This window comes from Hamadaea tsunoensis DSM 44101, from assembly GCF_000428945.1.
GTDB classification, from domain to species: Bacteria; Actinomycetota; Actinomycetes; order Mycobacteriales; family Micromonosporaceae; genus Hamadaea; species Hamadaea tsunoensis.
In genome coordinates, this window is sequence record NZ_AUAX01000026.1 from 100,841 (window position 1) to 123,454 (window position 22,614).

Consider the following 22,614-nt stretch of genomic DNA (forward strand, 5'->3'; position numbering starts at 1 on the left):
CCGTCTGGGAGTGCGCGAGAAGTCAGGAGTCGAAGCCGAGGCCGGCCCGGTCGAGGGCGCGCAGCCAGAGGTTGCGGCGGCCCTGCTGGGCGTCGGCGCGGGCGAGCGACCAGCGCGTGATGGCGATGCCGGCGGAACGCAGCGGTTCCGGCGGGAACGGCAGCGGTTTCGAGCGCACGAAGCGCAGCCGGGTGCGTTCCGTCTCCTGCCCGGCGAGCAGGTCGAGCATGACCTGGCCGCCGAAGCGGGTGGCACCGACGCCGAGCCCCGTGTACCCCGCCGCGTACGCCAGTCGGCCGTCGAGGGCCGTGCCGAAGAACGGGCAGAACCGGGTGCAGGTGTCGATGACGCCGCCCCATGCGTGCGAGAAGGTGACTTCACCCTTCAGCTGCGGAAACGTCGCGAAGAAGTGTTCGGCCAGTTTCTCGAACGTGGCCGAGCGACGCTCCAGATCGGAGTGGATCCGGTTGCCGAAGTGGTAGATGGCGTCGTACCCGCCGAAGAGCACGCGGTTGTCGGGCGTGATCCGGTAGTAGTGGAACTGGTTCGCCATGTCGCCGAGCCCCTGCCGGTTGTCCCAGCCGAGACTCGCCCGCTGCGCGGCCGTCAACGGGCCGGTCATCAGGGCGTAGTCGTAGACCGGAACGAGATACCGCCGCAACCGCCGCAACAGCGGGTACGCGTTCGTCGCCAGTGCGCCGTGCCGGGCGCGTACGACCCCGAACGGGGTGAACACGGCGATCCCGGAGCCGTCCCTGACGATCTTCACGGCCGGGGTGTGCTCGTAGACGCGTACGCCGAGGCGGATCGCGGCCGCCCGCAGTCCCCAGGCCAGCCGGGCGGGGTCGACCATCGCGACCCGTTCGGTGTCCCAGAGCCCGGCGAGGTAGGTCGGCGAATGGACCTCCGCCTGCACCTCGTCCCGGCCGAGCAGGCGTACGTCGTGGCCGAAGTCGAGGGCGTCCTCGGCGGCCGTGTGCAGGTCGGCGACCTGGTAGTCCTCGACGGCCACGGAGAGTTCACCGGTGCGCTCCCAGTCGCACGCGATGTCGTAGCGGTCGAGGGTTTGCTCGATCTCGTGGAGGTTGCGCCGGCCCAGCCGTTCCAGGCGGGCGACCTCGGCCCCGAAGCGCTCGGCCCCGTTGGCCAGGCCGTGCGTGAGGCTCGCCGAGCAGAATCCCCCGTTGCGGCCGGAGGCGGCGTCGCCGCAGAGTCCGGCCTCGACCAGCACCACGTCCCGGTGCGGGTCGCGCTCCTTGGCCAGCAGTGCTGTCCAGAGCCCGCTGTAGCCACCGCCGATGATCACCAGGTCGGTGCTCTCACCGCCGCTCAGCGGCTCGCGGGCGACAGGCCGGTCCAGCCGGTCCGTCCAGTACGGCGTCGGGGCTGCGTCACGCAGGGCCGACGCCCACAGATTTGATCCTTTGGCTCGCATGAGCCGATCACCTTCTTCTTCTCTCGCACACGCCCGCGCGTGTGGTTCTTGTACGGGCCGATCGAGCTGCTCGACCGGCTGCCAGGCGCCGGGCCCGGCCCCGCGAGGCGGCTACCCGCGGGTCCGCGGTGCTTCCCCGGCCGGCGCGTCACTGTAGGACGTTCGGCGCCCGGGGGCGCGGAGGTATCTGAAAATACGAAAACCCGCCCCCTCGCCGGCGTACGCGCGGGCGAGCGGGGCGGGGCGTCGAGGAAGCTAGCTGGTGGCGGCGCGGCGTGCGCGCCGGGCGTTGCGGATCTGGCCGATCGCCACGAATACGAAGGCGATCAGGAACATGGCCGAGGCGATGGCGTTGACCTGCGGCGGGATGCCGCGCTGGTTGGCTCCCCAGACGAACAGGGGGAAGGTCACGACGTTGCCGGAGTTGAAGGTCGTGATGATGTAGTCGTCGAACGACAGCGAGAACGACAGCAGCGCCGCCGCCACGATGCCCGGCATGACCAACGGCAGCGTGACCTGGCGGAAGGTGGCGAACGGCGTGGCATAGAGGTCCATCGCCGCCTCCTGGAGGCGGGGGTCCATCCCCGCCAGCCGCGCCTTCACTGTCACCACCACAAACGAGATACAGAACATCACGTGTGCGATAACGATAGTTCCGAAACCCGTGGGTACGCCAGCCGACACGAACAAAGCCAGCAATGACGACCCCATGACGATCTCCGGGGTGGCCATCGGCAGGAAGATCAGCACGTTCGAGGCGCCCCGGCCGAAGAAGCGGTGCCGGACCAGGGCGAAGGCGATGAGCGTACCGAGGACGGTGGCGATCAGGGTCGAGATCAGTCCGACCTGGATGCTGGTCGACAGGGCCGGGCAGATCGTCTCCGAGCCGCCGCAGATGTCGGTCCAGTTGTTCAGGGTCCAGTGGATCCCGTCGTCCAGCAGGAACGTGGTGCTGCGGTTGGCCGGCTGGTTGAACGACAGCAGCAGCACGACCACGACCGGGGCCGCCATGTACGCGAGCACGGCCAGCCCGACGGCCATGACCCAGTAGCGGGCGAGGAAACGTCCGACGCGTCGCATCACACCACCTCGTCCGTACCGGCGCGGCGTACGTAGATGAGGACCATGATCAGGATTCCGGCCATCAGCACGAACGACAGGGCCGCCGCCAGCGGGTAGTCGTGGATCGTGAGGAACCGCGACTGCACCACGTTGCCGATCATCGTCGTCTTCGGATTGCCCAGCAACTCGGCGTTGATGTAGTCACCGGCCGCCGGGATGAAGGTCATCAGCGTCCCGCTCACCACACCGGGCAGCGAGAGCGGCAGCGTCACCTGGCGGAACGTCCGCCACGGCGTGGCATAGAGATCGTTGGCGGCCTCCAGCAGCCGCGGATCCAGCTTCTCCAGGGACGCGTACAGGGGCAGGACCATGAAGGGGAGGAAGTTGTAGGTCAGCCCGGCGATCACCGAGAACTCGGTGTTGATCAGGTGGAAGTCGTCCCCGAGGGCGAACACCCGCTTCAGGCCGCCGACCACGATCCAGTGGTCCGAGAGGATCGTCTTCCAGGCCAGCGTACGCACGAGGAAACTGGTGAAGAACGGCGCGATGACGCCGACCAGCATCAGGTTCTTCCAGCGGCCGCCCTTGACCGCGATCGCGTACGCCAGCGGGTAGCCGAGGATCAGGCAGGCCACGGTCGCGATGAACGCGTACAGCAGGGACCGGAGGAACTGCTCGTGGTAGAGGTCGAGGGCGTCCCAGTAGTTCCCGAACGCCCAGGTCAGCTGGTAGCCGGTCTCCTCCGACCCGCTCGGGTCGTAGAGGCTGGTGGTGAACAGCGAGACCATCGGCGCGGCGAAGAACAGTCCGAGCCACGCGAAGCCCGGCAGCAGCAGCGCGTACGGCAGCCACCGGCGACGGCGGCCGCCCGCGACCGGCTCGGGCGGCGGCTCGTACGCCGTGCCCGACCCCGCGCTCGTGGCGAGAACGGTGCTCATGCCGCTTCCAGTACCGGCTCGGCGACCTCGTTGTCCCTCGCCAGCAGGAACGAGTGCGACGGGTGCCAGTGCAGCGACACGTGCGCGCCGGGCTGCAGCGGCCCCTCGGTCCCCGAGTTCGGGGCGAAGACCGACAGCTCCTCGCCCCACGGGGCGCGGACCAGGTACTGCGTGGACACCCCGACGTACGACGAGTCGGTGATCTCCCCGGGCACGTGGATGTGGGAGCCCGGCACCGTGGCGGAGTCGACGGCCACGTGCAGCTTCTCCGGGCGTACGCCGAGATAGGCGGAACCGTCGGAGACCCGGCACCGGCCGGCGGGCACGGCGAACCGCTTCCCGTACGCCTCGACCAGCACGTCGCCGCCGTTGGCCCCGGTGACCGAGGCGGTGAGCAGGTTGGACTGCCCGAGGAAGTTGGCGACGAAGGCCGTGGTCGGGAACTCGTAGATCTCGGTCGGCGCGCCGAGCTGTTCGATGCGCCCGGCGTTCATCACGGCGACGGTGTCGGCCATGGTCATGGCCTCCTCCTGGTCGTGCGTGACGTGCACGAAGGTGATGCCGACCTCGGTCTGGATGCGCTTGAGCTCGATCTGCATCTGGCGGCGCAGTTTGAGGTCGAGCGCGCCGAGCGGCTCGTCGAGCAGCAGGACCTGCGGCCGGTTGATGAGCGCCCGGGCCAGCGCCACGCGCTGCTGCTGGCCGCCGGAGAGCTGGGCCGGCCGGCGGTGGTCGAAGCCGGTCAGCTCCACCAGGGCGAGCATCTCGCGGACCCGGTCGGCGATCTCCTTGCGGCCGACGCGCTTCTGCTTGAGCCCGAATCCGACGTTCTCGGCGATCGTCATGTGCGGGAAGAGCGCGTAGCTCTGGAAGACGGTGTTGACCGGGCGGGCGTACGGGCGCACGCGGGTGATGTCGCGGCCACCGAGGACGACGGTGCCCGCCGTCGGTTCCTCCAGCCCGGCGACCATGCGCAGGGTGGTGGTCTTGCCGCAGCCGGAGGCGCCGAGCAGCGCGAAGAACGATCCCTCGGGGACGGTGAGGCTGAGCTGGTCGACCGCCGTGAACGCGCCGAAGCGCTTCGTCACGGCGGACAGCTCCAGGTCGCCGGCGTGGCCGCCGGTCGGTTGGGTCGGAACGGTCATCGACTTCTGCCTAAGCCCCGGTGACGGCCTGGAACTTGGCCTCGTACGCCTTGCGTACGTTGTCGGCCAGCGTCATGAACGGATGCGTCTTGGCCAGCGTGGCGTCGTCCGGGAAGATCAGCGGATTGTCGACCTGGTCGGGGTCGACGTCCTTCATCGCTTCCTTGGCCCCGGCCACCGGGCAGATGTAGTTGACCCAGTCTGAGACCTCAGCAGCGACCTTCGGGTCGTAGTAGTAGTCGATGAGCGCCTGGGCGTTCGAGGAGTGGTTCGACGTCGCCGGGATCATCATGTTGTCGCTCCAGATCATCAGCCCCTCCTCGGGGACGACGAAATGGATCTTGTCATTGTCGGCCGACAGCTGGATCACGTCACCGGACCAGGCGATGCACGCCGCGATGTCGCCCTTGGCCAGGTCGTCCTTGTAGTCGTTGCCGGTGAAGCGACGGAGCTGCCCGTCCGCGACGGCCTTCTTGATCTTGTCGATCGCCGCGTCGAAGTCGGCCTCGGTGAAGTTGGCCGGATCCTTGCCCAGGGCCAGCAGCGCCAGGCCGACGGTGTCGTTCATCTCGGTCAGGAAGGTGACCTTGCCTTTGAGATCGGGCCGCGTGAACAGGTCGTCCACGGACTTGATCTCCTTGGCCACCTTCGCGTTGTAGGCGACCCCCGTCAGACCCGACTGCCACGGCGCCGCGAACACCATGTCCTTGTCGAACGCGCGGTGCTGCAGGCTGGGCAGCAGGTTCTTCTGGAACGTCGCGACCTTGGTCGGCTCGAACTTCTGCGCGAAGCCGAGGTTGATGAACTTGGCCGCCATCCAGTCGGTGAACACGACGATGTCCCGGTCGACCGTCTGGCACGCGCCGAGCTGCGTCCGGATCTTGCCGAGGAACTGGTCGTTGTCGTTGATGTCCTCCTGGTAGGTCACCGCGATCCCCGTCTTCGCCTTGAAGGCGTCGAGCGTGGGGTGCTTCTTCGGGTCCTTCTCGTCGGTGTCCAGGTACTCGACCCAGTTCGAGAAGGTCAGCTTGCGCTCGGTCGCCGACGCGTCCGGCGTCGAGCAGATCGGGCCGGCACTGGCCTTCGCGGCGCCCGGATTCTTCGGCTTCGTGCCGCAGGCGGCCAGGGCGGCGCCGGTCGCGGCCAGCGCGCCGCCGGCGGCGACGCCGCGCAGCAGTCCGCGACGGGTGGGCAGGGCGGACAGCAGGGCCTGTGCCTCCGGGGACAGAGGCTTGCGGGGACGCGAGCTCATCGGGGGTCCTATCTACTCCAGGAACACGGGGGTATGCGGGGTTATCAAGACCCTTCGGCGGGTCGGCGGAACAGGGAACCTGGTCACTTCAGTGTGGTCCCGCGAATATAGTGCGCTGCCACCCCTTGGCGGCAACCCCGGTACGATCGATCATCACGTGCTTGACCTGCGTGTATTCGTCGAACGAGTACATCGACAGGTCTTTGCCGAAGCCGGAGCCGCGCATCCCCCCGTGCGGCATCTCGCTGATGATCGGAATGTGGTCGTTGACCCAGACGCAGCCGGCGCGCAGTTCGCTCGAACCGCGCAGGGCCCGGTAGACGTCGCGGGTCCACACGCTCGCCGCCAGCCCGTACGGCGTGTCGTTCGCGAGCGCGATCGCCTCGTCGTCGGTGTCGAACGGGAGCACCGCCAGCACGGGCCCGAAGACCTCCTGCTGCACGATCTCACTGTCCTGCGCCGCGTTGATGATCACCGTCGGCGCATAGTACGCACCTTCGCTCAAGGTGTCACCCGGCGCGTACCCGCCGGTGACGGCCTTCGCCCCGGCGGCCAGCGCCCGCTCGACGAAACCGGCGACCCGGTCCCGCTGGGCGAAGCTCACCAGCGGTCCGAGATCCGTGGCCGGATCGGTGGGATCGCCGAGCACGACGCTCCCCATCAACTCGGCGACCCGCTCGACGAAGGCGCCGAACACCGGCCGGGCCACGTACGCCCGCGTCGCCGCGGTGCAGTCCTGTCCGGAATTGATCAACGAGGCGGCGACCGCGCCGTGGGCGGCGGCCTCCAGATCCGCGTCGGCGAACACGACGAACGGCGCCTTGCCCCCCAGTTCGAGGTGCACCCGCTTGACCGCGCCGGCGGCGGCCGCGCCGACCTGCCGCCCGACCGCCGTGGATCCGGTGAAGCTGACCATGTCGACGCCGGGGTGCGCGACGAGCGCCGCCCCCGCGACCGGTCCCCGGCCGGACACCACGTTGACGACCCCGGCCGGTACGCCCGCGTCGAGGGCCGTCCGCGCGTACAGGGCACTGGTGAGCGGGGTGATCTCGGCCGGCTTGAGGACGATCGTGTTGCCCGCGGCGATCGCCGGCAGGATCTTCCAGGCCGCCATCTGCAGTGGATAGTTCCAGGGCGCGATCGAGCCGACGACGCCGACCGGCTCCCGCCGGATCATGCTCGTGTGGTCGCCGGAGTACTCGGCCGCGGCCTTGCCCTCCAGGTTGCGGGCGGCCCCGGCGAAGAACGCCGTGTTGTCGATCGTGCCGGGCACGTCGAACTCCGTGGCGAGCCGGATGGGCTTGCCGGTCTGGCGTACCTCGGCGTGGGCGAACTCCTCGGCGCGCTCGGCGAGCAGGCCGGCGAACCGGTGCAGCGCGTCGGAGCGCTCCTTCGGCGTGGCCCCCGACCACTCCGGGTACGCCTTCCGCGCCGCCGCGACCGCCTCGTCCACCGCGGCGGCGTCCGCGAGTCCGTACGTGCTCACGATCGAACCGTCGGCCGGATTGATGACCGAAAACCGCTCGTCGCCGGCATCGGTGAGCGAATCGGCACCGATGACGTGATGTGACATGCCTGCTCCCCAGCGGGTCGGCGGTATCGTGTGCGCCTGATACTGGCACGCGGGTACCTCATTAACAAGTGATTCCGTTGCGATTCTCGACTTAGACAACGGATTGCGTTGACCTGGGGCTCCCGTGGGTTGCGGTTTCGTTACACAACCCGGCGTACACGGATGTATGGGAGTCGCCATGTCGGCCCGCGGTCACCTCAACAACGCTCAGCACGCCCTGCTGGACGATGTGGCAAAACAGATCATCACCCAGTTGCAGGAGGACGGCCGGCGGCCGTACGCGACCATCGGCCGGGCCGTCGGCCTGTCCGAGGCGGCCGTCCGCCAGCGCGTACAGCGGCTGATCGACGCCGGTGTCATGCAGATCGTGGCGGTCACCGACCCGCTGCAACTCGGGCTCGGCCGGCAGGCCATGGTCGGGGTGAAGACGACGGGGAACCTGGAGGAGATCGCCGACGAGATCGCCAAGATCGACGAGGTCGACTACGCGGTGATCACCGGCGGCTCCTTCGACATCCTGTGCGAGGTCGTGGCCAGCGGGGACGAGCACCTGCTCGACATCGTCCAGCGCGTACGCGCGGTCAAGGGCGTCCGGGGCGCGGAGATCTTCGTGTACCTGAAGCTGCGCAAGCAGACCTACACCTGGGGCGTCTGACCCGCTTCCGGGGCGTTCCCGCAGAAGCCTTCGGATTTCGTTGCCAAACTCCAACATCACGACTGTTCTTGTTGCCAAGTCCGGCTGCCGTATGCGATAACCGTGGTAGCCACGCGGGCGGTGACCGCCCCGGACCGGACGAAGGCGGCAGTGATGTCCAACCCGACCGATCACCTTTGGATGCATTTCACACGGATGGGGGCGTACCGCGACGGCGCCGTGCCGACGATCGTGCGCGGCGACGGCTGCTACATCTGGGACGACCAGGGCCGGCGCTACCTCGACGGGCTCGCCGGCCTGTTCGTCGTCAACGCCGGCCACGGCCGCCAGGAACTCGCCGACGCCGCCCACAAGCAGGCGAGCGAGCTGGCGTACTTCCCGCTCTGGTCGTACGCGCACCCGAAGGCGGTCGAGCTGGCCGACCGGATCGCCGCGCTCGCACCCGGCGACCTCGACCGCGTCTTCTTCACGACCGGCGGCTCCGAGGCCGTCGAGAGCGCCTGGAAGCTCGCCCGCGCGTACTTCCGGCGGATCGGGCAGCCCACCCGGCACAAGGTCGTCAGCCGGTACATCGCGTACCACGGGACGTCGATGGGAGCCTTGTCGATCACCGGCGTGCCGGCGTTCAAGGTGGACTTCGAACCACTGGTGCCGGGCGGGATCAAGGTCCCCAACGCGAACTTCTACCGCGCCCCCGAATTCTGCAAGGACGACGAGGCCGCCTTCGGCGTCTGGGCGGCCGACGAGATCGAACGGGCGATCCTGCGCGAGGGACCCGAGACGGTCTGCGCGGTCTACCTGGAACCGGTGCAGAACGCGGGCGGCTGCCTGCCCCCGCCGGCCGGCTACTTCCAGCGCGTACGCGAGATCTGCGACCGGTACGGCGTGCTGCTGGTGTCGGACGAGGTGATCTGCTCGTGGGGCCGGCTCGGCGAGTACTTCGGTGCCCAGCGCTACGGCTACCAGCCCGACATCATCACCACGGCGAAGGGCCTGACCTCGGGCTACTCCCCGCTCGGCGCGATGATCGCGGCCGACCGCCTGATCGAGCCGTTCCTGGCCGACGGGCAGATGTTCGCCCACGGCATCACGTTCGGCGGGCACCCGGTCAGCTGCGCGGTCGCCCTGGCCAATCTGGACATCTTCGAGCGCGAGGACCTGACCGGCCACGTACGCCGCAACACCGACGCCTTCCGCGCGACCCTGAACAAGCTGTACGACCTGCCGATCGTGGGCGACGTCCGCGGCGACGGCTACTTCTTCGGCATCGAACTGGTCAAGGACACCGCGACCCGGGAGACGTTCACCGACGCCGAGTCCGAACGCATCCTGCGCGGCTTCCTCTCGCAGGCCCTGTTCGACGCCGGTCTCTACTGCCGCGCCGACGACCGCGGCGACCCCGTGATCCAGCTTTCCCCGCCGCTCATCGCCGAGCAGCAGCAGTTCGACGAGATGGAGCAGATCCTGCGCGACGTGCTCACGCGCGCGTGGGCGCTGCTGTGATCGGTTCGTACTGGGAAGAGACGGGCGGCCCGAACCGGTCCCGCCCGCCTCTCGCCGGCGACGCGACCGTCGACGTGGCGATCGTCGGCGCCGGCTACACCGGGCTGTGGACGGCGTACTACCTGGCGCGCGCCGAGCCCGGCCTGCGGATCGCCGTGGTCGAGGCCGAGCACGCCGGATTCGGTGCCAGCGGCCGCAACGGCGGCTGGTGCTCCGCCCTGCTGCCCATGTCCGACGCCGCGGTCGCCCGGTCCCACGGCCCGGCCGCCGCGGCCGCCCTCCGGACCGCGATGAACGACACCGTCGAGGAGGTCGGCCGGGTCGCCGACGCCGAGGACATCGACTGCCACTACGCCCGCGGCGGCACGATCACGCTCGCGCGTACACCCGCGCAGGAAGAACGGGCCCGCGCGGAGGGCGACCTGTGGCTCGACGCCGAAGCGGCCCGCGCCGTCTGCGGTGCCAGCGGCGTGCGCGGCGCGACCTACACCCCTCACTGCGCCGCGCTGCACCCCTTGCGCCTGGTGCGCGGGCTCGCCGCGGCGGCCGAGCGGCGCGGCGTCACGATCCACGAGCACACCCGGGCCGTCCGCCTCACCGCCCGCGAGGTCGTCACCGACCGCGGCACTCTCGCCGCCCGTTCCGTCGTACGCGCGACCGAGGCCTACACGTCCCGGCTGCCGGGCCTGCGCCGGGCGATCGTGCCGGTGTACTCCCTGATGATCGCGACCCCGCCGCTGCCGGAGTCCACCTGGGACACCATCGGCCTGCGCCACCGGGAGACGTTCGCCGACCATCGCCACTTGATCATCTACGGCCAGCGTACGGCCGACGACCGGCTCGTCTTCGGCGGCCGCGGCGCCCCCTACCACTACGGTTCGGCGGTCCGGCCGGCGTACGACCGGGTGCCCCGGGTCTTCGACCTGCTCCGATCGGCCCTGCGCGACCTGTTCCCGATCCTCGGCGACGTCCCGGTCGCGTACGCGTGGGGCGGCCCGCTCGGCATCGCCCGCGACTGGCACGCCTCGGTGGGCCGCCGACCCGACGGCGTGTACGCGGCCGGCGGCTACGTCGGCGACGGAGTGGCCGCCTCCAACCTCGCCGGGCGTACGCTCGCCGACCTCGTCCTGCGGCGGACGACCTCGCTGACCGCGCTGCCCTGGGTCGGGCACGAGTCACCGCGCTGGGAACCGGAGCCACTGCGCTGGCTCGGGGCGAACGCGGGCCTCAGACTGATGAGCGCGGCCGATCGGGAGGAAGCCCGCACCGGACACCCCTCCCGCAGGGCAGCCCTGTTCCACCGCCTCCTGGGCGGCTGACCCCGCGTACCCCTCTGTACGCCTGCCGGCGCCGCTACTGGGGTGGCGGGACCGCTCGGAGGTGGCCGCGGCGGCCCGGGGTGGGCGGGAGCGGCGTGCCGTCTTGGGCGATCCGGGGCGCCGGGCGGGCCGCCTCGCGTACCGCCTCGGCCAGGGCGACCAGGTCATCGGTCGTGGGCGGGGGTGTCTCGAACTCACCGTCATGGCGCACGAGCTGCCAGCCGCGGGGGGCGGTCAGGCTGCGCGCGTGCGTCTCGCACAGGTCATACGTGTGCGGTTCCTGATTGATGGCGAGAGGTCCGACAACTGCCGTGGAGTCCGAATAGACATAGGTCAGCGTCGCAACTGCCTGCCGGGGGCATCCGTTGCGGGAACAGCGTCGCGGTGACCTCACGGCCGCTGACGTTAGCGTGTCGTGTCCAACAGGACTTCCCCGACACGCCCGAATACTGTGGGTGAACTCGCTCTCGGTACGCCGGACGGCCGGGCTAGGGTAGCTGCGTGACCGATCCTCGCCACCCCCGACCGCGCAGTCGGGCGCACCGCGACCGGCACGGCCGGGGCCTGCGGGGCCGGCTGGTGCCGGCGAGCGTACCGATGTCGCGGACCAAGGCGGAGATCTTCGACGATCTCGTGCTCGACACCGTCGAGGGACTCGAACGCCGGTACTCCAAGGAACTGCAGGGCGTCGAGTTCGCCGTCGAGGACGTTCCGCCGGATCTCAACGTCTACGACTCCGACGTGCTCGAGGACGGCTCGGTGCCGCTGGCCCGGCTGCTGCCCGGCCGGCCGGGGCGCCACGGCGTACCGCCGCGGATCGTGGTCTACCGGCGGCCGCTGGAATTCCGCGCCGGGGACCGCGACGATCTCGCCGAACTCGTCCGGGACGTGGTCGTCGAGCAGGTGGCCAACCTGCTCGGGCTGAATCCCGAGGACATCAGATGAACGATGCCCCGGCGGATCACTCCGCCGGGGCATCGCCCCAAACCTTCGCCGGCCTGCCTCAGGCCGCGCGGCGCTTCAGCTTGCGGCGCTCGCGTTCGGACAGTCCACCCCAGATGCCGAAGCGTTCGTCGTGGCCCAGCGCGTACTCCAGGCATTCGGCCTTGACCTCGCAGCGCGAGCAGATTCGTTTCGCCTCGCGGGTCGACCCGCCCTTCTCCGGGAAGAAAGCTTCCGGGTCGGTCTGCGAGCACAGTGCCCGCTCCTGCCATTCAGGCGCGTTGCCGAGCAGATCGGCGACGACGGGACGGCCGTCCATCGCACCAGCCTCCTTCACTGCGCCGGTCCGGCCGGCGCATCCCCCCTCTTGCCCTCTAGCGGTCGGCGCCATCGGAACAACCCCTGAGAATTACACGCAGGCCGCGTCTGCATCGTCAAGGCGAACGGACCAGTCAGGACCGTTCGTACCGGGGCACCCCGCCACTGCCCTATCGGTTCGCCGACCCGATTGGTTACGCCCTCTCGGCGTGTCGTACCAAGAAATTCTGCGGGGTCGGCGCAAACTGGCGCACTGAATTCCCCCACGACGGCTCACAGGAGGGCATACGTCGTGCTCCGCTGCCGGGCCGGGCGCCCCGCCGCCGCGGCGATCTCCTGTAGTTGTCTCACCGTACGCGCCGAGCCGTGCTCCGATCCGGCCATTCGCGAAATCGTCTCCTCCATCAAGGTTCCGCCCAGGTCATTGCAGCCCGACCGGAGCATGTCGACGGTGCCGGAGTCGCCCATCTTGACCCACGAACACTGAATGTTGTCGATACGTCCGGTCAGCAGGATCCGGGCCATCGCGTGCACCACGCGGTTCTCCCGCCACGAGGCACCCGGACGGGCGATCCCCGCCAGATAGATCGGCGCGTTCGTGTGGACGAACGGCAACGCTACGAATTCAGTGAATCCCCCGGTTCTGTCCTGGATCGCGGCGAGTACGCGGAAATGCCCGAGCCAGTGGCCCGGGTGATCCACATGTCCGTACATCATGGTCGCGGAGCTGCGTATCCCCAGCGCATGGGCGGTCGAAACCACCTCGATCCACTGGGATGCCGGAAGTTTGCCCTTGGTGAGGACCCAGCGCACCTCGTCGTCGAGGATCTCCGCGGCGGTGCCGGGGATCGTGTCCAATCCGGAGTCCCGCAGCCGGCCCAGCCAGTCGGCGATCGGGACGCCGGCCTTGGCCGCGGCCGTGACGATCTCCATCGGCGAGAACGCGTGCACGTGCATCCCCGGTACGCGCGCCTTGATGGCCTCGATGACGGCCGGGTAGTACGACATCGGCAGTTTGGGGTCGATCCCGCCCTGGAGGCAGACCTCCGTGGCACCGGCCGCCGCCGCTTCGGCCGCCCGTTCGGCCACCTGGTCGATGCTCAGCCGGTACGCGTCGGCGTCGTGCTCCCGCTGGGCGAACGCGCAGAACCGGCAGCCGACATAGCAGACGTTGGAGAAGTTGATGTTGCGATTGACCACATAGGTCACATCGTCCCCGACCGCCGTACGCCGGTGGTGGTCGGCGATGCGGCACAGCTCGTCCAGCTCCGGGCCGTCGGCCGCGAACAGGGCCAGCGCCTCGGCTTCGTGGGCCGGGTCGAGGAGGGCGGCGGGATCGCGTACCGCGCGGTCGAGGGCGGCCGCCATGACGGAGTCCACTCGGGACGGCACGGTCACGCTGGGCACGGTCTCGGACAGGGCCGCCCAGTCGCCGTAGACGGAGTCGAAATCGGAGCGGCGGTCGTCGGTCCGGCCGCTGACGTCGATCGCGGTGTGCAGATCCGTCCGGCCGCCGTACGCCTCCTCGGGCTCCTGCCAGGGCCGGCCCTCCGGGATCGCGGACTCGACCGCCAGTCCGGTCGCCGGATCCATCAGGGCCGCCACGTGCGCGTGCAGGCGGGGATCCAGCCACGGCTCACCCGACAGCCCCCGCCGCGCGTACGCGGGATAGATCGTCAGGCGCTCGCGGAGCTGGAACCCGGCGGCGGCGGTGTGCTGCGCGAGGAGCTCGATCTGGGGCCAGGGCCGCTCGGGGTTGACGTGGTCGGCGGTGACCGGGGAGACGCCGCCCCAGTCGTCGATGCCGGCCCGGATGAGCAGGCCGTAGTCGCCGGCCTCGGCGACGAGGTTCGGCGGCGCCTGGATGCGCAGCGCCGGCCCGCAGACCAGCCGGGTGACGGCGATGGTCGCCGCGAGGTCGAGCATGTCGGCGTCGGGCGCGGACCGCATGGCCGTGTCGGGCTTGGCCCGGAAGTTCTGGACGATGATCTCCTGGACGTGCCCGTACGCGCGGGCCGCCCGGCGCATCTCGAAGATCGCGTCGACCCGCTCGGCGGGCGTCTCCCCGATGCCGATGAGGATGCCCGTCGTGAACGGTACGCCGACCCGGCCGGCGTCCTCCAGGACCCGCAGCCGCACGGCCGGTTCCTTGTCGGGCGAGCCGAAGTGCGGGCCGCCGGGCTCCGACCACAGGCGGGTCGCGGTGGTCTCCAGCATCATGCCCATGCTCGGCGCCACCGGCTTGAGCCGCTGCAGATCCGCCCAGGTCATGACGCCCGGGTTGAGATGCGGCAGCAGACCGGTCTCCTCCAGCACCGCGATCGCGCTGGCGCGTACGTAGTCCAGAGTGGAGTCGTAGCCGCGCTCGTGCAGCCACTCGGCCGCCGCCGGCCACCGGTCCTCCGGCCGGTCGCCCAGCGTGAACAGGGCCTCCTTGCAGCCCTGGGCGGCGCCGGCCCGCGCGATGGCGAGCACCTCCTCGCGCTCCAGGAACGGCACGGTCTTGTGCGGCACCGTCGCGAAGGTGCAGTAGTGGCACCGGTCGCGGCACAGCCGGGTCAGCGGGATGAAGACCTTCTTCGAGAACGTCACGACCCCCGGACGGCCCGCCTGCGCCAGGCCCGCGTCGCGTACCGCGCCGGCGACCGCCAGCAGCGCGTCCAGGTCGGCGCCGCGCGCCGAGAGCAGGATCTCGGCCTCGCCGCGGTCCAGCGTGCGGCCTTCTCGCGCGCGGTGCAACGCCCTGCGCATTCCGTTCTCGGGTACGCCCGGCCGAGACGAAGCCGGCGGCTCGGAAGATCCAGCTGAAGAGAGCGCCACGAGGGGCAGCCTAACGCCGTTGGAGAAACGACGAGGTCATGGGAGAGGATGGGGTCATGCGCATTACCGTGATCGCCGGCGGCATCGGCGGGGCACGCTTCCTGCAGGGGGTGCGCGCGTACGCGCGCGCCGTCGACGCGAGCGTGACCGCGATCGTCAATGTCGGTGACGACGTGACCCTGCATGGCCTGCGAATCTGCCCCGATCTCGACTCCGTCATGTACACCCTCGGCGGTGGCAACGACGTCGAGCGCGGCTGGGGCCGGGCCAAGGAGACCTGGACGGTCAAGGAGGAACTCGCCGCGTACGGGGTCGGCCCCGAGTGGTTCGGGCTCGGCGACCGGGACATCGCGACACATCTCACGCGTACGGTGATGCTCAATGCCGGTTATCCGCTCTCGCAGGTCACGCAGGCTCTCTGCCAGCGGTGGCAGCCGGGTGTGACGATGATCCCGGCCACCGACGACGCGGTCGAGACACATGTGATCATTTCCGCCGCCGACGCCGCCGACCAGGGACTCGTCACCTCCGCCTCGGCCACGGCCGCGCTGGAGGGCGGCGACTACGCCCTGCACTTCCAGGAGTGGTGGGTACGCTTCCGCGCCGGCATCCCGGCCAAGCGCTTCGTGTTCGTGGGCGCCGACGCGTCGAAGCCCGCCCCCGGCGTGGAGGACGCCCTGCTCGGCGCCGACGTCGTGCTGGTCGCGCCGAGCAATCCGGTCGTGTCGGTCGCGCCGGTCCTGGCCGTCCCGGGCATCCGGTCGGCGCTGCTCACCAGCCGCGCCCCGGTCATCGGCGTGTCCCCCGTCATCGGCGGCGCACCCGTACGCGGGATGGCCGACAAGTGCCTCGCCGCCATCGGGGTCGAATGCTCGGCGGCCGGGGTCGGCGGCGCGTACGGGGCCCGGTCGGCGGGCGGCCTGCTGGACGCGTGGCTGGTGGACACCACCGACGCCGGGATCGTCGTGCCGGGCGTGACCGTCCGCTCCGCTCCGCTGTGGATGACCGACGAGGACGCGACGGTGGCCATGGTGCGGGCGGCCCTCACCGCCGGCGGTGTGGTGTGACCGGTTTCCAGGTCCTCCCGGTCACCGGCATCCCCGAGGTACGCCCCGGCGACGACCTGGTCGAGCTGATCGCCGCCGCCGCGCCGTGGCTGGAGCCGCTGGACGTGCTCGTGGTCACCAGCAAGATCGTCTCGAAGTCCGAGGGTGCGCTGGTCGACGTGCCGACGTCCGGTCCGGAGCGCGAGGCGGCCCGCGAGGCGGCCCTGGCCACCCAGACCGCCCGGGTCGTCGCCACCCGGGGGCACACCCGCATCGTGCAGACGCACCACGGCTTCGTCATGGCCAGCGCCGGGATCGACGCGTCCAACGTGGACCGTTCCCAGCTCGTGCTGCTGCCCAAGGACCCGGACGCCTCGGCCCGCGTACTGCGGGCGGGATTCCTGGCGCGCGGCCTCGACGTGGCGATCATCGTCTCGGACACGATGGGCCGGCCGTGGCGCAACGGGCTCACCGACGTGGCCCTCGGCTCGGCCGGGATCGCGCCGCTGCGCGACCACCGGGGCGAGACCGACCCGCACGGCAACGAGCTGCACATCACCCAGATGGCCGTGGTCGACGAGCTGGCGGCAGCCGCCGAGCTGGTCAAAGGCAAGATCGACCAGGTGCCGGTGGCGGTGGTCCGGGGCTACCTGACGGCGACCGTCGACGAGGTCCCCGGCGTGGCCCCCACCCTGGTACGCGACGCCGCCAACGACCTGTTCTCGCTGGGAACCGCCGAGGCGATCGCGCTCGGCGAGAAGCTGGCCCGCGGGACGGACTAGTTGCCGGACAGCATGACGTGGCCGAGCGGGGTCACGATGTGGCGTACCTTGTTGGCCTCGCGGACGCTCATGACCATCCCGGCTTCGCGGAGCACGGTCAGGTGCTGGCTGGCCGACGCGGGCGAGATCCCGAGCCGGCGGGCGATCTCGCCGGTCGTGCAGCCCTCGGCGGCGGCCTCCAGCACGGCGGCCCGCGTACGCCCGATCAGCTCGGCCAGCGCGCCCTCCCGGTAGGGCCGGCGGACCTGCCGTTCGATCGGGTAGACGAGCACCGGCGGCTGATCGGGGTCGACCAGCGTCACCGGCTTCCCCGGCGCGGTGAAGTACGCCGGGACGAGCGTGATCCCGCGCCCGTCGAGGTGCACCTCACGGTCGGCCGGGTACTCGGCGATCTCGACGACCCCGCCCGACCAGCGCATCGCGGGGATGAGCCCGTTGAGCAGGGTCTCCACGCCGCCGGTGGCCAACTGGCGGCGCCGGCGGGCGAGGTCGGCCTCGACGGCGGCCTGCACGGCCGGCCAGATCGGGTCGAGCGCGATCTCCCGGTAGCGGCGCAGCGCCCCCTCCAGCGCCCGCATCCCGTCCACCCCGCCGAGATCGGGTACGACCCCGCGGGCGAGCAGGGTCAGCTCCTCGCGTACGCGCCGGGACGGGGTGGTCAGGACGGCTTCCAGCCCGGCCTCGAAACCGTGCTGGGCGGCGGTCGGGGTGAGGAAGTCCGGAAAGTACCCGACTGGCGGGTTCAGCTGGAGCAGCAGATCGACCTGGCCGCGCTCGGTGACACCCGGGCGCAGCCGCTCGGCGACCGAGCCGCGCCACTCCCCCAGCGTCAGATCCGGCCGCTCGGGCCGCCGGTGACTGAGCTGATGCACGCTGAGCACCAGTTCCCAGAACGGATCCGGGCCGCCCACGAGCCGGGTGCGGGCCAGGTCCGCTCCGGTGAAATGGATACGCAGCATCGGTCGTCCGCGGGTCGAGGGGTGGGCGCGCGGCGCCCCGTTGGGCAAGAGAATACCCAGCCCATCTGGCCTGCGTCTTTCGGCCACAGCTGAAAGTCCGTGATTTGACAGGAACTCTTCCGGCACTATGTCTGAGCACGTCGCGGCGCTGTCGGGTCGCGATGGGGCCCGCCGGTCCGGCCGGTCGGTGATTCGGGGGAACACCGCTCGGCCGGGCTCCGGTGAAACCGTTTCCGGCGGGACCGGGCTCAGCGACACCCGGACGCCGTGATGCCTAGCAACACCCGGACGCCATGATCAAGATCACCGGGCCGGGATCAGGATCGCCGGCCGGGGATCAGAGGGTCGCCGAGCCCTGGGCCTTGAGCGTGTCCACCAGCTTCTTGACGTCCTGAGCCCGGTCGCGCGCGCAGACCAGCACGGCGTCGGCGGTGTCGACGATGATCAGGTCCCGGACGCCCAGCGCGGCGACCAGCCGGCCGGCCGCCGGGACGACCACGCAGCCGGCGACGTCGTGCATGAGCACCTCGTCCTTGCCGACCTTTCCGGGGTCGCGGCCGACCACGGTCACCTGCTCGGGCTCGATCGCGCCGACGACGACGTTGCCGTCCTCGTCGCCGGGCAGGATGTCGCCCAGGGTGTCGAAGTCGCCGACGTCGTGCCAGCCGAAGTCGCCGGGGACGGTCGCGACGAGGCCCTCGGCCGCGGCGCCCTCCATCACGGCGTAGTCGACGGAGATCTTGGTCAGCGCCGGCCACAGCTCGGTCAGGACGGCCTCACGCTCGTCGGTGTCCCAGGCCGCCGCGATGGTCTGCAGGCCGGCGTGCAGCTCCGGCTGCTGGCGGGCCAGCTCCGCGAGGAACACGTCGGTACGCCACACGAAGATCCCGGCGTTCCAGAAATACCGCCCGGACGCCAGGTACTCCTCGGCGACGACCGCCGACGGCTTCTCCTTGAACTCGACGATCCGGCGTACCGGGCCGTCGACGGTCTCGCCACAGTGGAGGTAGCCGTAGCCGGTCTCCGGCCGGGTCGGCGTGATGCCCACCGTCATGAGCAGGCCCTGCCGCGCACCGGCCATCGCCTGCCGGATCACCGCCGTGAAGGCCGCCGTGTCCCGGATCAGGTGATCCGCGGAGAACGCCCCCATCAACGCGCCCGGCGAACGCAGCTCGATCACGGCCGCGGCCAGTCCGATCGCCGCGCACGAGTCGCGCGGCGAGGGCTCCACGAAGATGTTGTCCTCGGGCAGGTCGGGCAGCTGGCGGGCGACCGCCGCGGCGTGCGCCACACCGGTGACCACCAGCGTGTCGGCCGGGGCGCTCAGCCCCTCGACGCGCCGCACGGTCGCCTGCAGCAACGTGTCGGCCGAACCGGTGAGGGGATGCAGGAACTTGGGATTCCCCGCGCGGGACAGCGGCCACAGACGGGTACCGCTACCACCTGCGAGAACAACGGCATGCAACACGCCGACACCGTACCCGACCGACTCCGGTTTCACGCTGTCAGCTATTTGGCCGCACGGGCCCACGCAGCCATGTGGGCCTCGGCACTCGCCGTCCAGGTGAACTCCTTCGCCCGGGCGAGTCCCGCCTTGGTCAGCACGGCCCGGCGCGGCGGGTCGTCCAGCAGGTCGGCCAGGTCCTTGCCGATCCGGTCCGGCTCCTCCCCGGTGTACGCGACGGCGTCGCCCCCGACCTCGGGCAGCGACAGGCGCGGCGTGGTGAGGACCGGCGTACCGCAGGCCATGGCTTCGAGCACCGGGAGACCGAAGCCCTCGCCGTGGCTCGGGTACGCGGCCAGCAGCGCCCCGCCGAGGAAACCGGGCAGGTCGGCGTACCGCAGGTAGCCGGGGCGCAGGAGGCGCAGATGGGCGGGCACGTCGGCGACGGCGCGCTCGATGTCGTCGTCGTGACCCGAGCCGCCGGCGATCACCAGGGCGGGCGCGTCGACCCGGTCGCGGACGGCCTGCGCCCATCCGCGGATGAGGTTCGGCACGTTCTTGCGCGGTTCCTTGGCCCCGAGGAAGGCCAGGTAGCCGCCGTTGCCGAGGCCGAGCCGGGCGCGTACGCGGGCCTTCTCCTGCTCGCTGGGCACGTGGAAGGCGTCCGGATCGACGCCGTGGTACGCGACGTCGATCTTGGTCGGGTCGGCGTCGAGCAGCCGGATGAGCTCGTCGCGGGTTGCCTTGCTGGGCACGATGACCCGGGCCGCCCGGCGCAGCGAGGTGCGGATGGCGCTGCGGAAGAACGTGCGCTTCGCCGCGTCGTAGTGCTCGGGCTCGGTGAAGAAGGTCGCGTCGTGCACGGTGACGGTGACCGGGCAGCCGGCCCGCAGCGGGCACGTGTAGAAGGGCGAGTGCAGCACGTCGGCGCCGACCTGCTGGGCGAGGATCGGCAGGCCGGTCTGCTCCCAGGCCAGCCGGGCCGGGCGATGGGCGACGGCGGCCGGGGCGGGCATGATCTGCGCCCGGGGCATCATCCGCTCATAGCGCTCGGTGTCGGTACGCTGCGCGACCACGGTGATGCCGTCGGTTTCCACGAGAGCGCCGAGCAATCCGTCGAGATAACGGCCGACCCCGCCCCGATCGGCGGGCATGCTGGTGGCGTCGACGAGCACGCGGACCACGTTCACTCCTTCGCCTGGCGGGCACCGGCACCCCCGCCGTCGATGCCACTGTCCGCCGGTCCGTGGCACCGGTTTCGCTGCTACCGGTTCGCTGTTGCCGGTCTCGCTGCTACCGGTCTCGCTGCCGCGGAATGGCCTGCTTGTAGTGGTGCGCCGAGGGAGGCTGTGCGCCGCGTCACAGTATTCCGACTCCCACACTACGCCCGTGCCACGGGCGGTGGTGGTCTGCGACGCGACAGTCACTCGGCGATGCGCCGAACGGTTCGCGTACCGTGACCGTGTGACCACCGTGCCCTCGGCGTTCGCCGCCGCTGTGCGTACCGATCCGACTCGACCGCTGCTGACCTGGTACGACGACACGACGGGCGAGCGGACGGAACTGTCCGGCGCGACGCTCGCCAACTGGGTCGCCAAGACGGCGAACCTGCTCGTCGACGGCTGCGGTCTCGGGTCCGGCGACGTGGCCACGGTGGACCTGCCGCCGCACTGGCAGACCGCGGCAATCCTGCTCGCCTGCTGGAGCGCCGGACTTTCCGTGGAAACCGGCGGAACCGGCAAGGGGGACGTCGCCTTCGTGGGCACCGGCCAGGCCGCCGCCGCCCCGGACACGTTCGCGGTCGGCCTGCACCCGTTCGCCCTTCCGGTACGCGATCTGCCGGCCGGTGTCACCGATTGGGTGACGGCGGCCCGCGTACACGGCGACCACTTCGGCGGATCGGCGGCCGGTCCGGACGATCTCGCGTACGCGGATCTGACGCAGGCGCGACTGTGCGAGCGGGCGGGCGCGAAGGGGCTGCCCGCCGGCGAGCGGGTGATCTACGCCGTAACACCCGCGGCCGACGTGCTGGACTGGCTGGTCGCGCCGCTCGTCGCGGGTTGCACGATGGTGGCGTGCGTCGGCGCCGACGCGTCCACCCTGGAGCGACGGGCCGGGATGGAGCGGGCGCGCGTCGTCAGCCTTTAGGGTCCGTCTCGGGGACGGTGGGCTTGTCCGCCGGGGGCTGCTCCTGCGTAGGCGGGTAGTGCAGCGTCGGCGGCGCCACGTCGGGCAGCGGCTCGGTGACCGCCTCCGGCGGGTCGGCGTACGCCGGGTAGGCGTACGGCTGCGGATACTGCGGCGGTTGCTGGTACTGGGGCGGTTGAAGGTACGCCGGCGGCGCGTACACGGGCGGCGGCGCGTACGCGACCCGCGCGGCCCGATCCGGGTACCGGCTCCACCGGCGGGCGCTGGCCAGCGTGGCGATCAACGGCACCGCCAGCAGTACGCCGATTCCCGTCGACCCGACCTGGTCGAGCCCGATGATCTGCACCCCGAGCACGTTGACGAACCGCGCGCCGATGTCGTTGAGCGTGCTGTCGTAGGACGCCCTGTCCACCAGCGGCCAGGCCGGCGCGGCCAGGAACGCGCAGCCCGCCAGCGCCGGGCCGACCGGTGAGAGGCGGGCCATCACAAGGATCGCGTACACGATGCCGCCGACCGCCAGCGTGGCCAGCGCGAGGACGATCGCGATCGGACGGTGCCCCGAACCGGGCGCGGTCGCCTGCTGGAAGGCGCTGAGCCCCAGCCCGGTCAGCAGGTAGACGACGGGGGCCAGGATCACGGCGAGCAGGAACGAGCCCACGTGGCGCATGTTGTCCCTCCGATTCCCCCGGCGGCTCCGGGCCTCGCACGGCCCGCCCGGGGCCGGTGCCGGACGGCCGGTCAGTCCGGCGGCGGCGGCGCGGCCGGTCCCTCGGTGAACGGCGCCCAGGCCGAGATCGCCTGGATGCGTCCGGTGTCCACCATCGGATCGACCGGACCGACCGTCGCCTCGGTACGCGTACCCGGCCAGGCCCGCCACCGCTGTCCGCTGAAACCGGCCATGAGCAGCACGATACCGGCGATCAAGGGCAGCCACCCGGCGGTGACACGACCCGGGTACAAGGTGATGCCGCCGATCGACCAGCTCTCGGCGAGCGTCCGGCCGCCGACCGCGACGAGATCGGTGGTCTGGACGATCAGGAAGATCAGTCCGGCCGCCACCGGACCGGCCGGCGAGATCCGCAGGCTGGCCAGGAGGCCGAGCAGGACGGCCGCGAGCGCGTACGCGCCGCCGGTGACGGCGTAATGGCCCCACGAGCCGGACTGCAGCCGCTGCCCGACCGGTCCGGCGGCGCCCAACGCGAACAGCAGGAACGCGACCGGCGCGAGGACGAGACCTGACAGCAGGCTCCAGAGGTGACGCATGCGCGCAGGG

General features: G+C 70.9%; 20 protein-coding genes and 1 pseudogene. 7 read left to right on the forward strand and 14 right to left on the reverse strand.

What is annotated here, in order from left to right; genetic code table 11:
• Nucleotides 1-22: 22 nt before the first annotated feature.
• The 6 genes from G401_RS0130925 to G401_RS49595 form a co-directional block, all read right to left on the reverse strand.
• A complete protein-coding gene (locus G401_RS0130925) occupies nt 23-1,435 on the reverse strand; it encodes an NAD(P)/FAD-dependent oxidoreductase (RefSeq protein WP_027345538.1) in 1,413 nt (470 codons plus the stop codon).
• 255 nt (nt 1,436-1,690) lie between these two features.
• On the reverse strand, nt 1,691-2,515 hold the full coding sequence (locus G401_RS0130930) for an ABC transporter permease (RefSeq protein WP_027345539.1): 825 nt from the start codon (nt 2,513-2,515) through the stop codon (nt 1,691-1,693).
• Entirely contained in the window at nt 2,515-3,435 is a 921-nt protein-coding gene (locus G401_RS0130935) for an ABC transporter permease (RefSeq protein WP_027345540.1), read from the reverse strand. The genes G401_RS0130930 and G401_RS0130935 overlap by 1 nt, the downstream gene beginning before the upstream one ends.
• Nucleotides 3,432-4,580 carry an ABC transporter ATP-binding protein gene (locus G401_RS0130940; protein WP_027345541.1) on the reverse strand — a complete coding sequence of 383 codons (1,149 nt, stop codon included), beginning with the start codon at nt 4,578-4,580 and terminating at the stop codon, nt 3,432-3,434. The genes G401_RS0130935 and G401_RS0130940 overlap by 4 nt, the downstream gene beginning before the upstream one ends.
• Before the next feature lie 10 nt (nt 4,581-4,590).
• Nucleotides 4,591-5,832: an ABC transporter substrate-binding protein gene (locus tag G401_RS0130945; RefSeq protein WP_084557803.1), complete on the reverse strand. Its 1,242-nt coding sequence runs from the start codon at nt 5,830-5,832 to the stop codon at nt 4,591-4,593.
• A gap of 88 nt (nt 5,833-5,920) precedes the next feature.
• Nucleotides 5,921-7,405: a gamma-aminobutyraldehyde dehydrogenase gene (locus G401_RS49595; RefSeq protein WP_051367386.1), complete on the reverse strand. Its 1,485-nt coding sequence runs from the start codon at nt 7,403-7,405 to the stop codon at nt 5,921-5,923.
• A gap of 178 nt (nt 7,406-7,583) precedes the next feature.
• On the opposite strand from G401_RS49595, the gene G401_RS0130955 reads away from it, so the two are divergent.
• The 3 genes from G401_RS0130955 to G401_RS0130965 all read left to right on the forward strand — a co-directional run bounded on the left by G401_RS0130955 (nt 7,584) and on the right by G401_RS0130965 (nt 10,882).
• Complete coding sequence (locus tag G401_RS0130955; RefSeq protein ID WP_027345543.1) at nt 7,584-8,060, forward strand: Lrp/AsnC family transcriptional regulator; 477 nt, start codon at nt 7,584-7,586, stop codon at nt 8,058-8,060.
• Between the two features lie 153 nt (nt 8,061-8,213).
• On the forward strand, nt 8,214-9,563 hold the full coding sequence (locus G401_RS0130960; protein WP_027345544.1) for an aspartate aminotransferase family protein: 1,350 nt from the start codon (nt 8,214-8,216) through the stop codon (nt 9,561-9,563).
• Nucleotides 9,548-10,882, forward strand: coding sequence for an NAD(P)/FAD-dependent oxidoreductase (locus G401_RS0130965; protein WP_027345545.1), 1,335 nt, complete (start codon nt 9,548-9,550; stop codon nt 10,880-10,882). Before G401_RS0130960 ends, G401_RS0130965 begins: the two co-directional genes overlap by 16 nt.
• A gap of 34 nt (nt 10,883-10,916) precedes the next feature.
• On the opposite strand, the gene G401_RS55145 is transcribed toward G401_RS0130965, so the two are convergent.
• Nucleotides 10,917-11,276: a DUF3499 domain-containing protein gene (locus tag G401_RS55145; protein ID WP_084557804.1), complete on the reverse strand. Its 360-nt coding sequence runs from the start codon at nt 11,274-11,276 to the stop codon at nt 10,917-10,919.
• Nucleotides 11,277-11,383: 107 nt separating this feature from the next.
• On the opposite strand from G401_RS55145, the gene G401_RS0130970 reads away from it, so the two are divergent.
• Nucleotides 11,384-11,827, forward strand: a complete 444-nt coding sequence (locus G401_RS0130970) for a metallopeptidase family protein (RefSeq protein ID WP_027345546.1) — start codon at nt 11,384-11,386, stop codon at nt 11,825-11,827.
• A 58-nt stretch (nt 11,828-11,885) separates the two neighbouring features.
• On the opposite strand, the gene G401_RS0130975 is transcribed toward G401_RS0130970, so the two are convergent.
• Together G401_RS0130975 and G401_RS49600 are read right to left on the reverse strand one after the other, a co-directional pair.
• Nucleotides 11,886-12,143 (reverse strand): WhiB family transcriptional regulator, encoded by a 258-nt coding sequence (locus G401_RS0130975; RefSeq protein WP_027345547.1) that lies wholly within the window; start codon nt 12,141-12,143, stop codon nt 11,886-11,888.
• Nucleotides 12,144-12,415: 272 nt separating this feature from the next.
• Complete coding sequence (locus G401_RS49600; protein ID WP_034593659.1) at nt 12,416-14,893, reverse strand: bifunctional FO biosynthesis protein CofGH; 2,478 nt, start codon at nt 14,891-14,893, stop codon at nt 12,416-12,418.
• A 125-nt stretch (nt 14,894-15,018) separates the two neighbouring features.
• Here G401_RS49600 and cofD point away from each other — a divergent pair, with 125 nt between their 5' ends.
• Together cofD and G401_RS49605 are read left to right on the forward strand one after the other, a co-directional pair.
• The gene (gene cofD, locus G401_RS57970) at nt 15,019-16,029 is read left to right on the forward strand and encodes a 2-phospho-L-lactate transferase (protein ID WP_027345548.1); all 1,011 of its coding nucleotides are present in this window, start codon (nt 15,019-15,021) and stop codon (nt 16,027-16,029) included.
• Nucleotides 16,026-16,781 (forward strand): annotated as a pseudogene (locus G401_RS49605) (coenzyme F420-0:L-glutamate ligase); the annotation flags it as partial. The gene cofD and the pseudogene G401_RS49605, both read left to right, overlap by 4 nt.
• 5 nt (nt 16,782-16,786) lie before the next feature.
• On the opposite strand, the gene G401_RS0130995 reads toward G401_RS49605, so the two are convergent.
• The 3 genes from G401_RS0130995 to G401_RS0131005 all read right to left on the reverse strand — a co-directional run bounded on the left by G401_RS0130995 (nt 16,787) and on the right by G401_RS0131005 (nt 20,368).
• Nucleotides 16,787-17,749 carry an ArsR/SmtB family transcription factor gene (locus G401_RS0130995; protein ID WP_027345549.1) on the reverse strand — a complete coding sequence of 321 codons (963 nt, stop codon included), beginning with the start codon at nt 17,747-17,749 and terminating at the stop codon, nt 16,787-16,789.
• 337 nt (nt 17,750-18,086) lie between these two features.
• Entirely contained in the window at nt 18,087-19,217 is a 1,131-nt protein-coding gene (locus G401_RS0131000) for a mannose-1-phosphate guanylyltransferase (protein ID WP_027345550.1), read from the reverse strand.
• 41 nt (nt 19,218-19,258) lie between these two features.
• Nucleotides 19,259-20,368, reverse strand: a complete 1,110-nt coding sequence (locus tag G401_RS0131005; RefSeq protein ID WP_027345551.1) for a glycosyltransferase family 4 protein — start codon at nt 20,366-20,368, stop codon at nt 19,259-19,261.
• 289 nt (nt 20,369-20,657) lie between these two features.
• Between G401_RS0131005 and G401_RS0131010 the strand changes: the two genes are divergently transcribed.
• Nucleotides 20,658-21,341 (forward strand): TIGR03089 family protein, encoded by a 684-nt coding sequence (locus G401_RS0131010; protein ID WP_027345552.1) that lies wholly within the window; start codon nt 20,658-20,660, stop codon nt 21,339-21,341.
• On the opposite strand, the gene G401_RS0131015 is transcribed toward G401_RS0131010, so the two are convergent.
• Both G401_RS0131015 and G401_RS49610 read right to left on the reverse strand, forming a co-directional pair.
• Nucleotides 21,331-22,008, reverse strand: a complete 678-nt coding sequence (locus G401_RS0131015) for a hypothetical protein (protein ID WP_027345553.1) — start codon at nt 22,006-22,008, stop codon at nt 21,331-21,333. The two genes, G401_RS0131010 and G401_RS0131015, sit on opposite strands and share 11 nt — an antisense overlap.
• A gap of 71 nt (nt 22,009-22,079) precedes the next feature.
• A complete protein-coding gene (locus tag G401_RS49610) occupies nt 22,080-22,604 on the reverse strand; it encodes a hypothetical protein (protein ID WP_051367388.1) in 525 nt (174 codons plus the stop codon).
• Nucleotides 22,605-22,614 lie beyond the last annotated feature (10 nt).

What these genes read in the sequence shown, in the direction of transcription:
- G401_RS0130935 (WP_027345540.1), bottom strand. Translation starts at nt 3,435, where the DNA reads ATGAGCACCGTTCTCGCCACGAGCGCGGGGTCGGGCACGGCGTACGAG.
- G401_RS0130945 (WP_084557803.1), bottom strand. Translation starts at nt 5,832, where the DNA reads ATGAGCTCGCGTCCCCGCAAGCCTCTGTCCCCGGAGGCACAGGCCCTG.
- G401_RS49595 (WP_051367386.1), bottom strand. Translation starts at nt 7,405, where the DNA reads ATGTCACATCACGTCATCGGTGCCGATTCGCTCACCGATGCCGGCGAC.
- G401_RS49610 (WP_051367388.1), bottom strand. Translation starts at nt 22,604, where the DNA reads ATGCGTCACCTCTGGAGCCTGCTGTCAGGTCTCGTCCTCGCGCCGGTC.
- G401_RS0131015 (WP_027345553.1), bottom strand. Translation starts at nt 22,008, where the DNA reads ATGCGCCACGTGGGCTCGTTCCTGCTCGCCGTGATCCTGGCCCCCGTC.
- G401_RS0130975 (WP_027345547.1), bottom strand. Translation starts at nt 12,143, where the DNA reads ATGGACGGCCGTCCCGTCGTCGCCGATCTGCTCGGCAACGCGCCTGAA.
- G401_RS0130925 (WP_027345538.1), bottom strand. Translation starts at nt 1,435, where the DNA reads ATGCGAGCCAAAGGATCAAATCTGTGGGCGTCGGCCCTGCGTGACGCA.
- G401_RS0130995 (WP_027345549.1), bottom strand. Translation starts at nt 17,749, where the DNA reads ATGCTGCGTATCCATTTCACCGGAGCGGACCTGGCCCGCACCCGGCTC.
- G401_RS0130930 (WP_027345539.1), bottom strand. Translation starts at nt 2,515, where the DNA reads ATGCGACGCGTCGGACGTTTCCTCGCCCGCTACTGGGTCATGGCCGTC.
- G401_RS49600 (WP_034593659.1), bottom strand. Translation starts at nt 14,893, where the DNA reads ATGCGCAGGGCGTTGCACCGCGCGCGAGAAGGCCGCACGCTGGACCGC.
- G401_RS0130940 (WP_027345541.1), bottom strand. Translation starts at nt 4,580, where the DNA reads ATGACCGTTCCGACCCAACCGACCGGCGGCCACGCCGGCGACCTGGAG.
- cofD (WP_027345548.1), top strand. Translation starts at nt 15,019, where the DNA reads ATGCGCATTACCGTGATCGCCGGCGGCATCGGCGGGGCACGCTTCCTG.
- G401_RS0130960 (WP_027345544.1), top strand. Translation starts at nt 8,214, where the DNA reads ATGTCCAACCCGACCGATCACCTTTGGATGCATTTCACACGGATGGGG.
- G401_RS0130955 (WP_027345543.1), top strand. Translation starts at nt 7,584, where the DNA reads ATGTCGGCCCGCGGTCACCTCAACAACGCTCAGCACGCCCTGCTGGAC.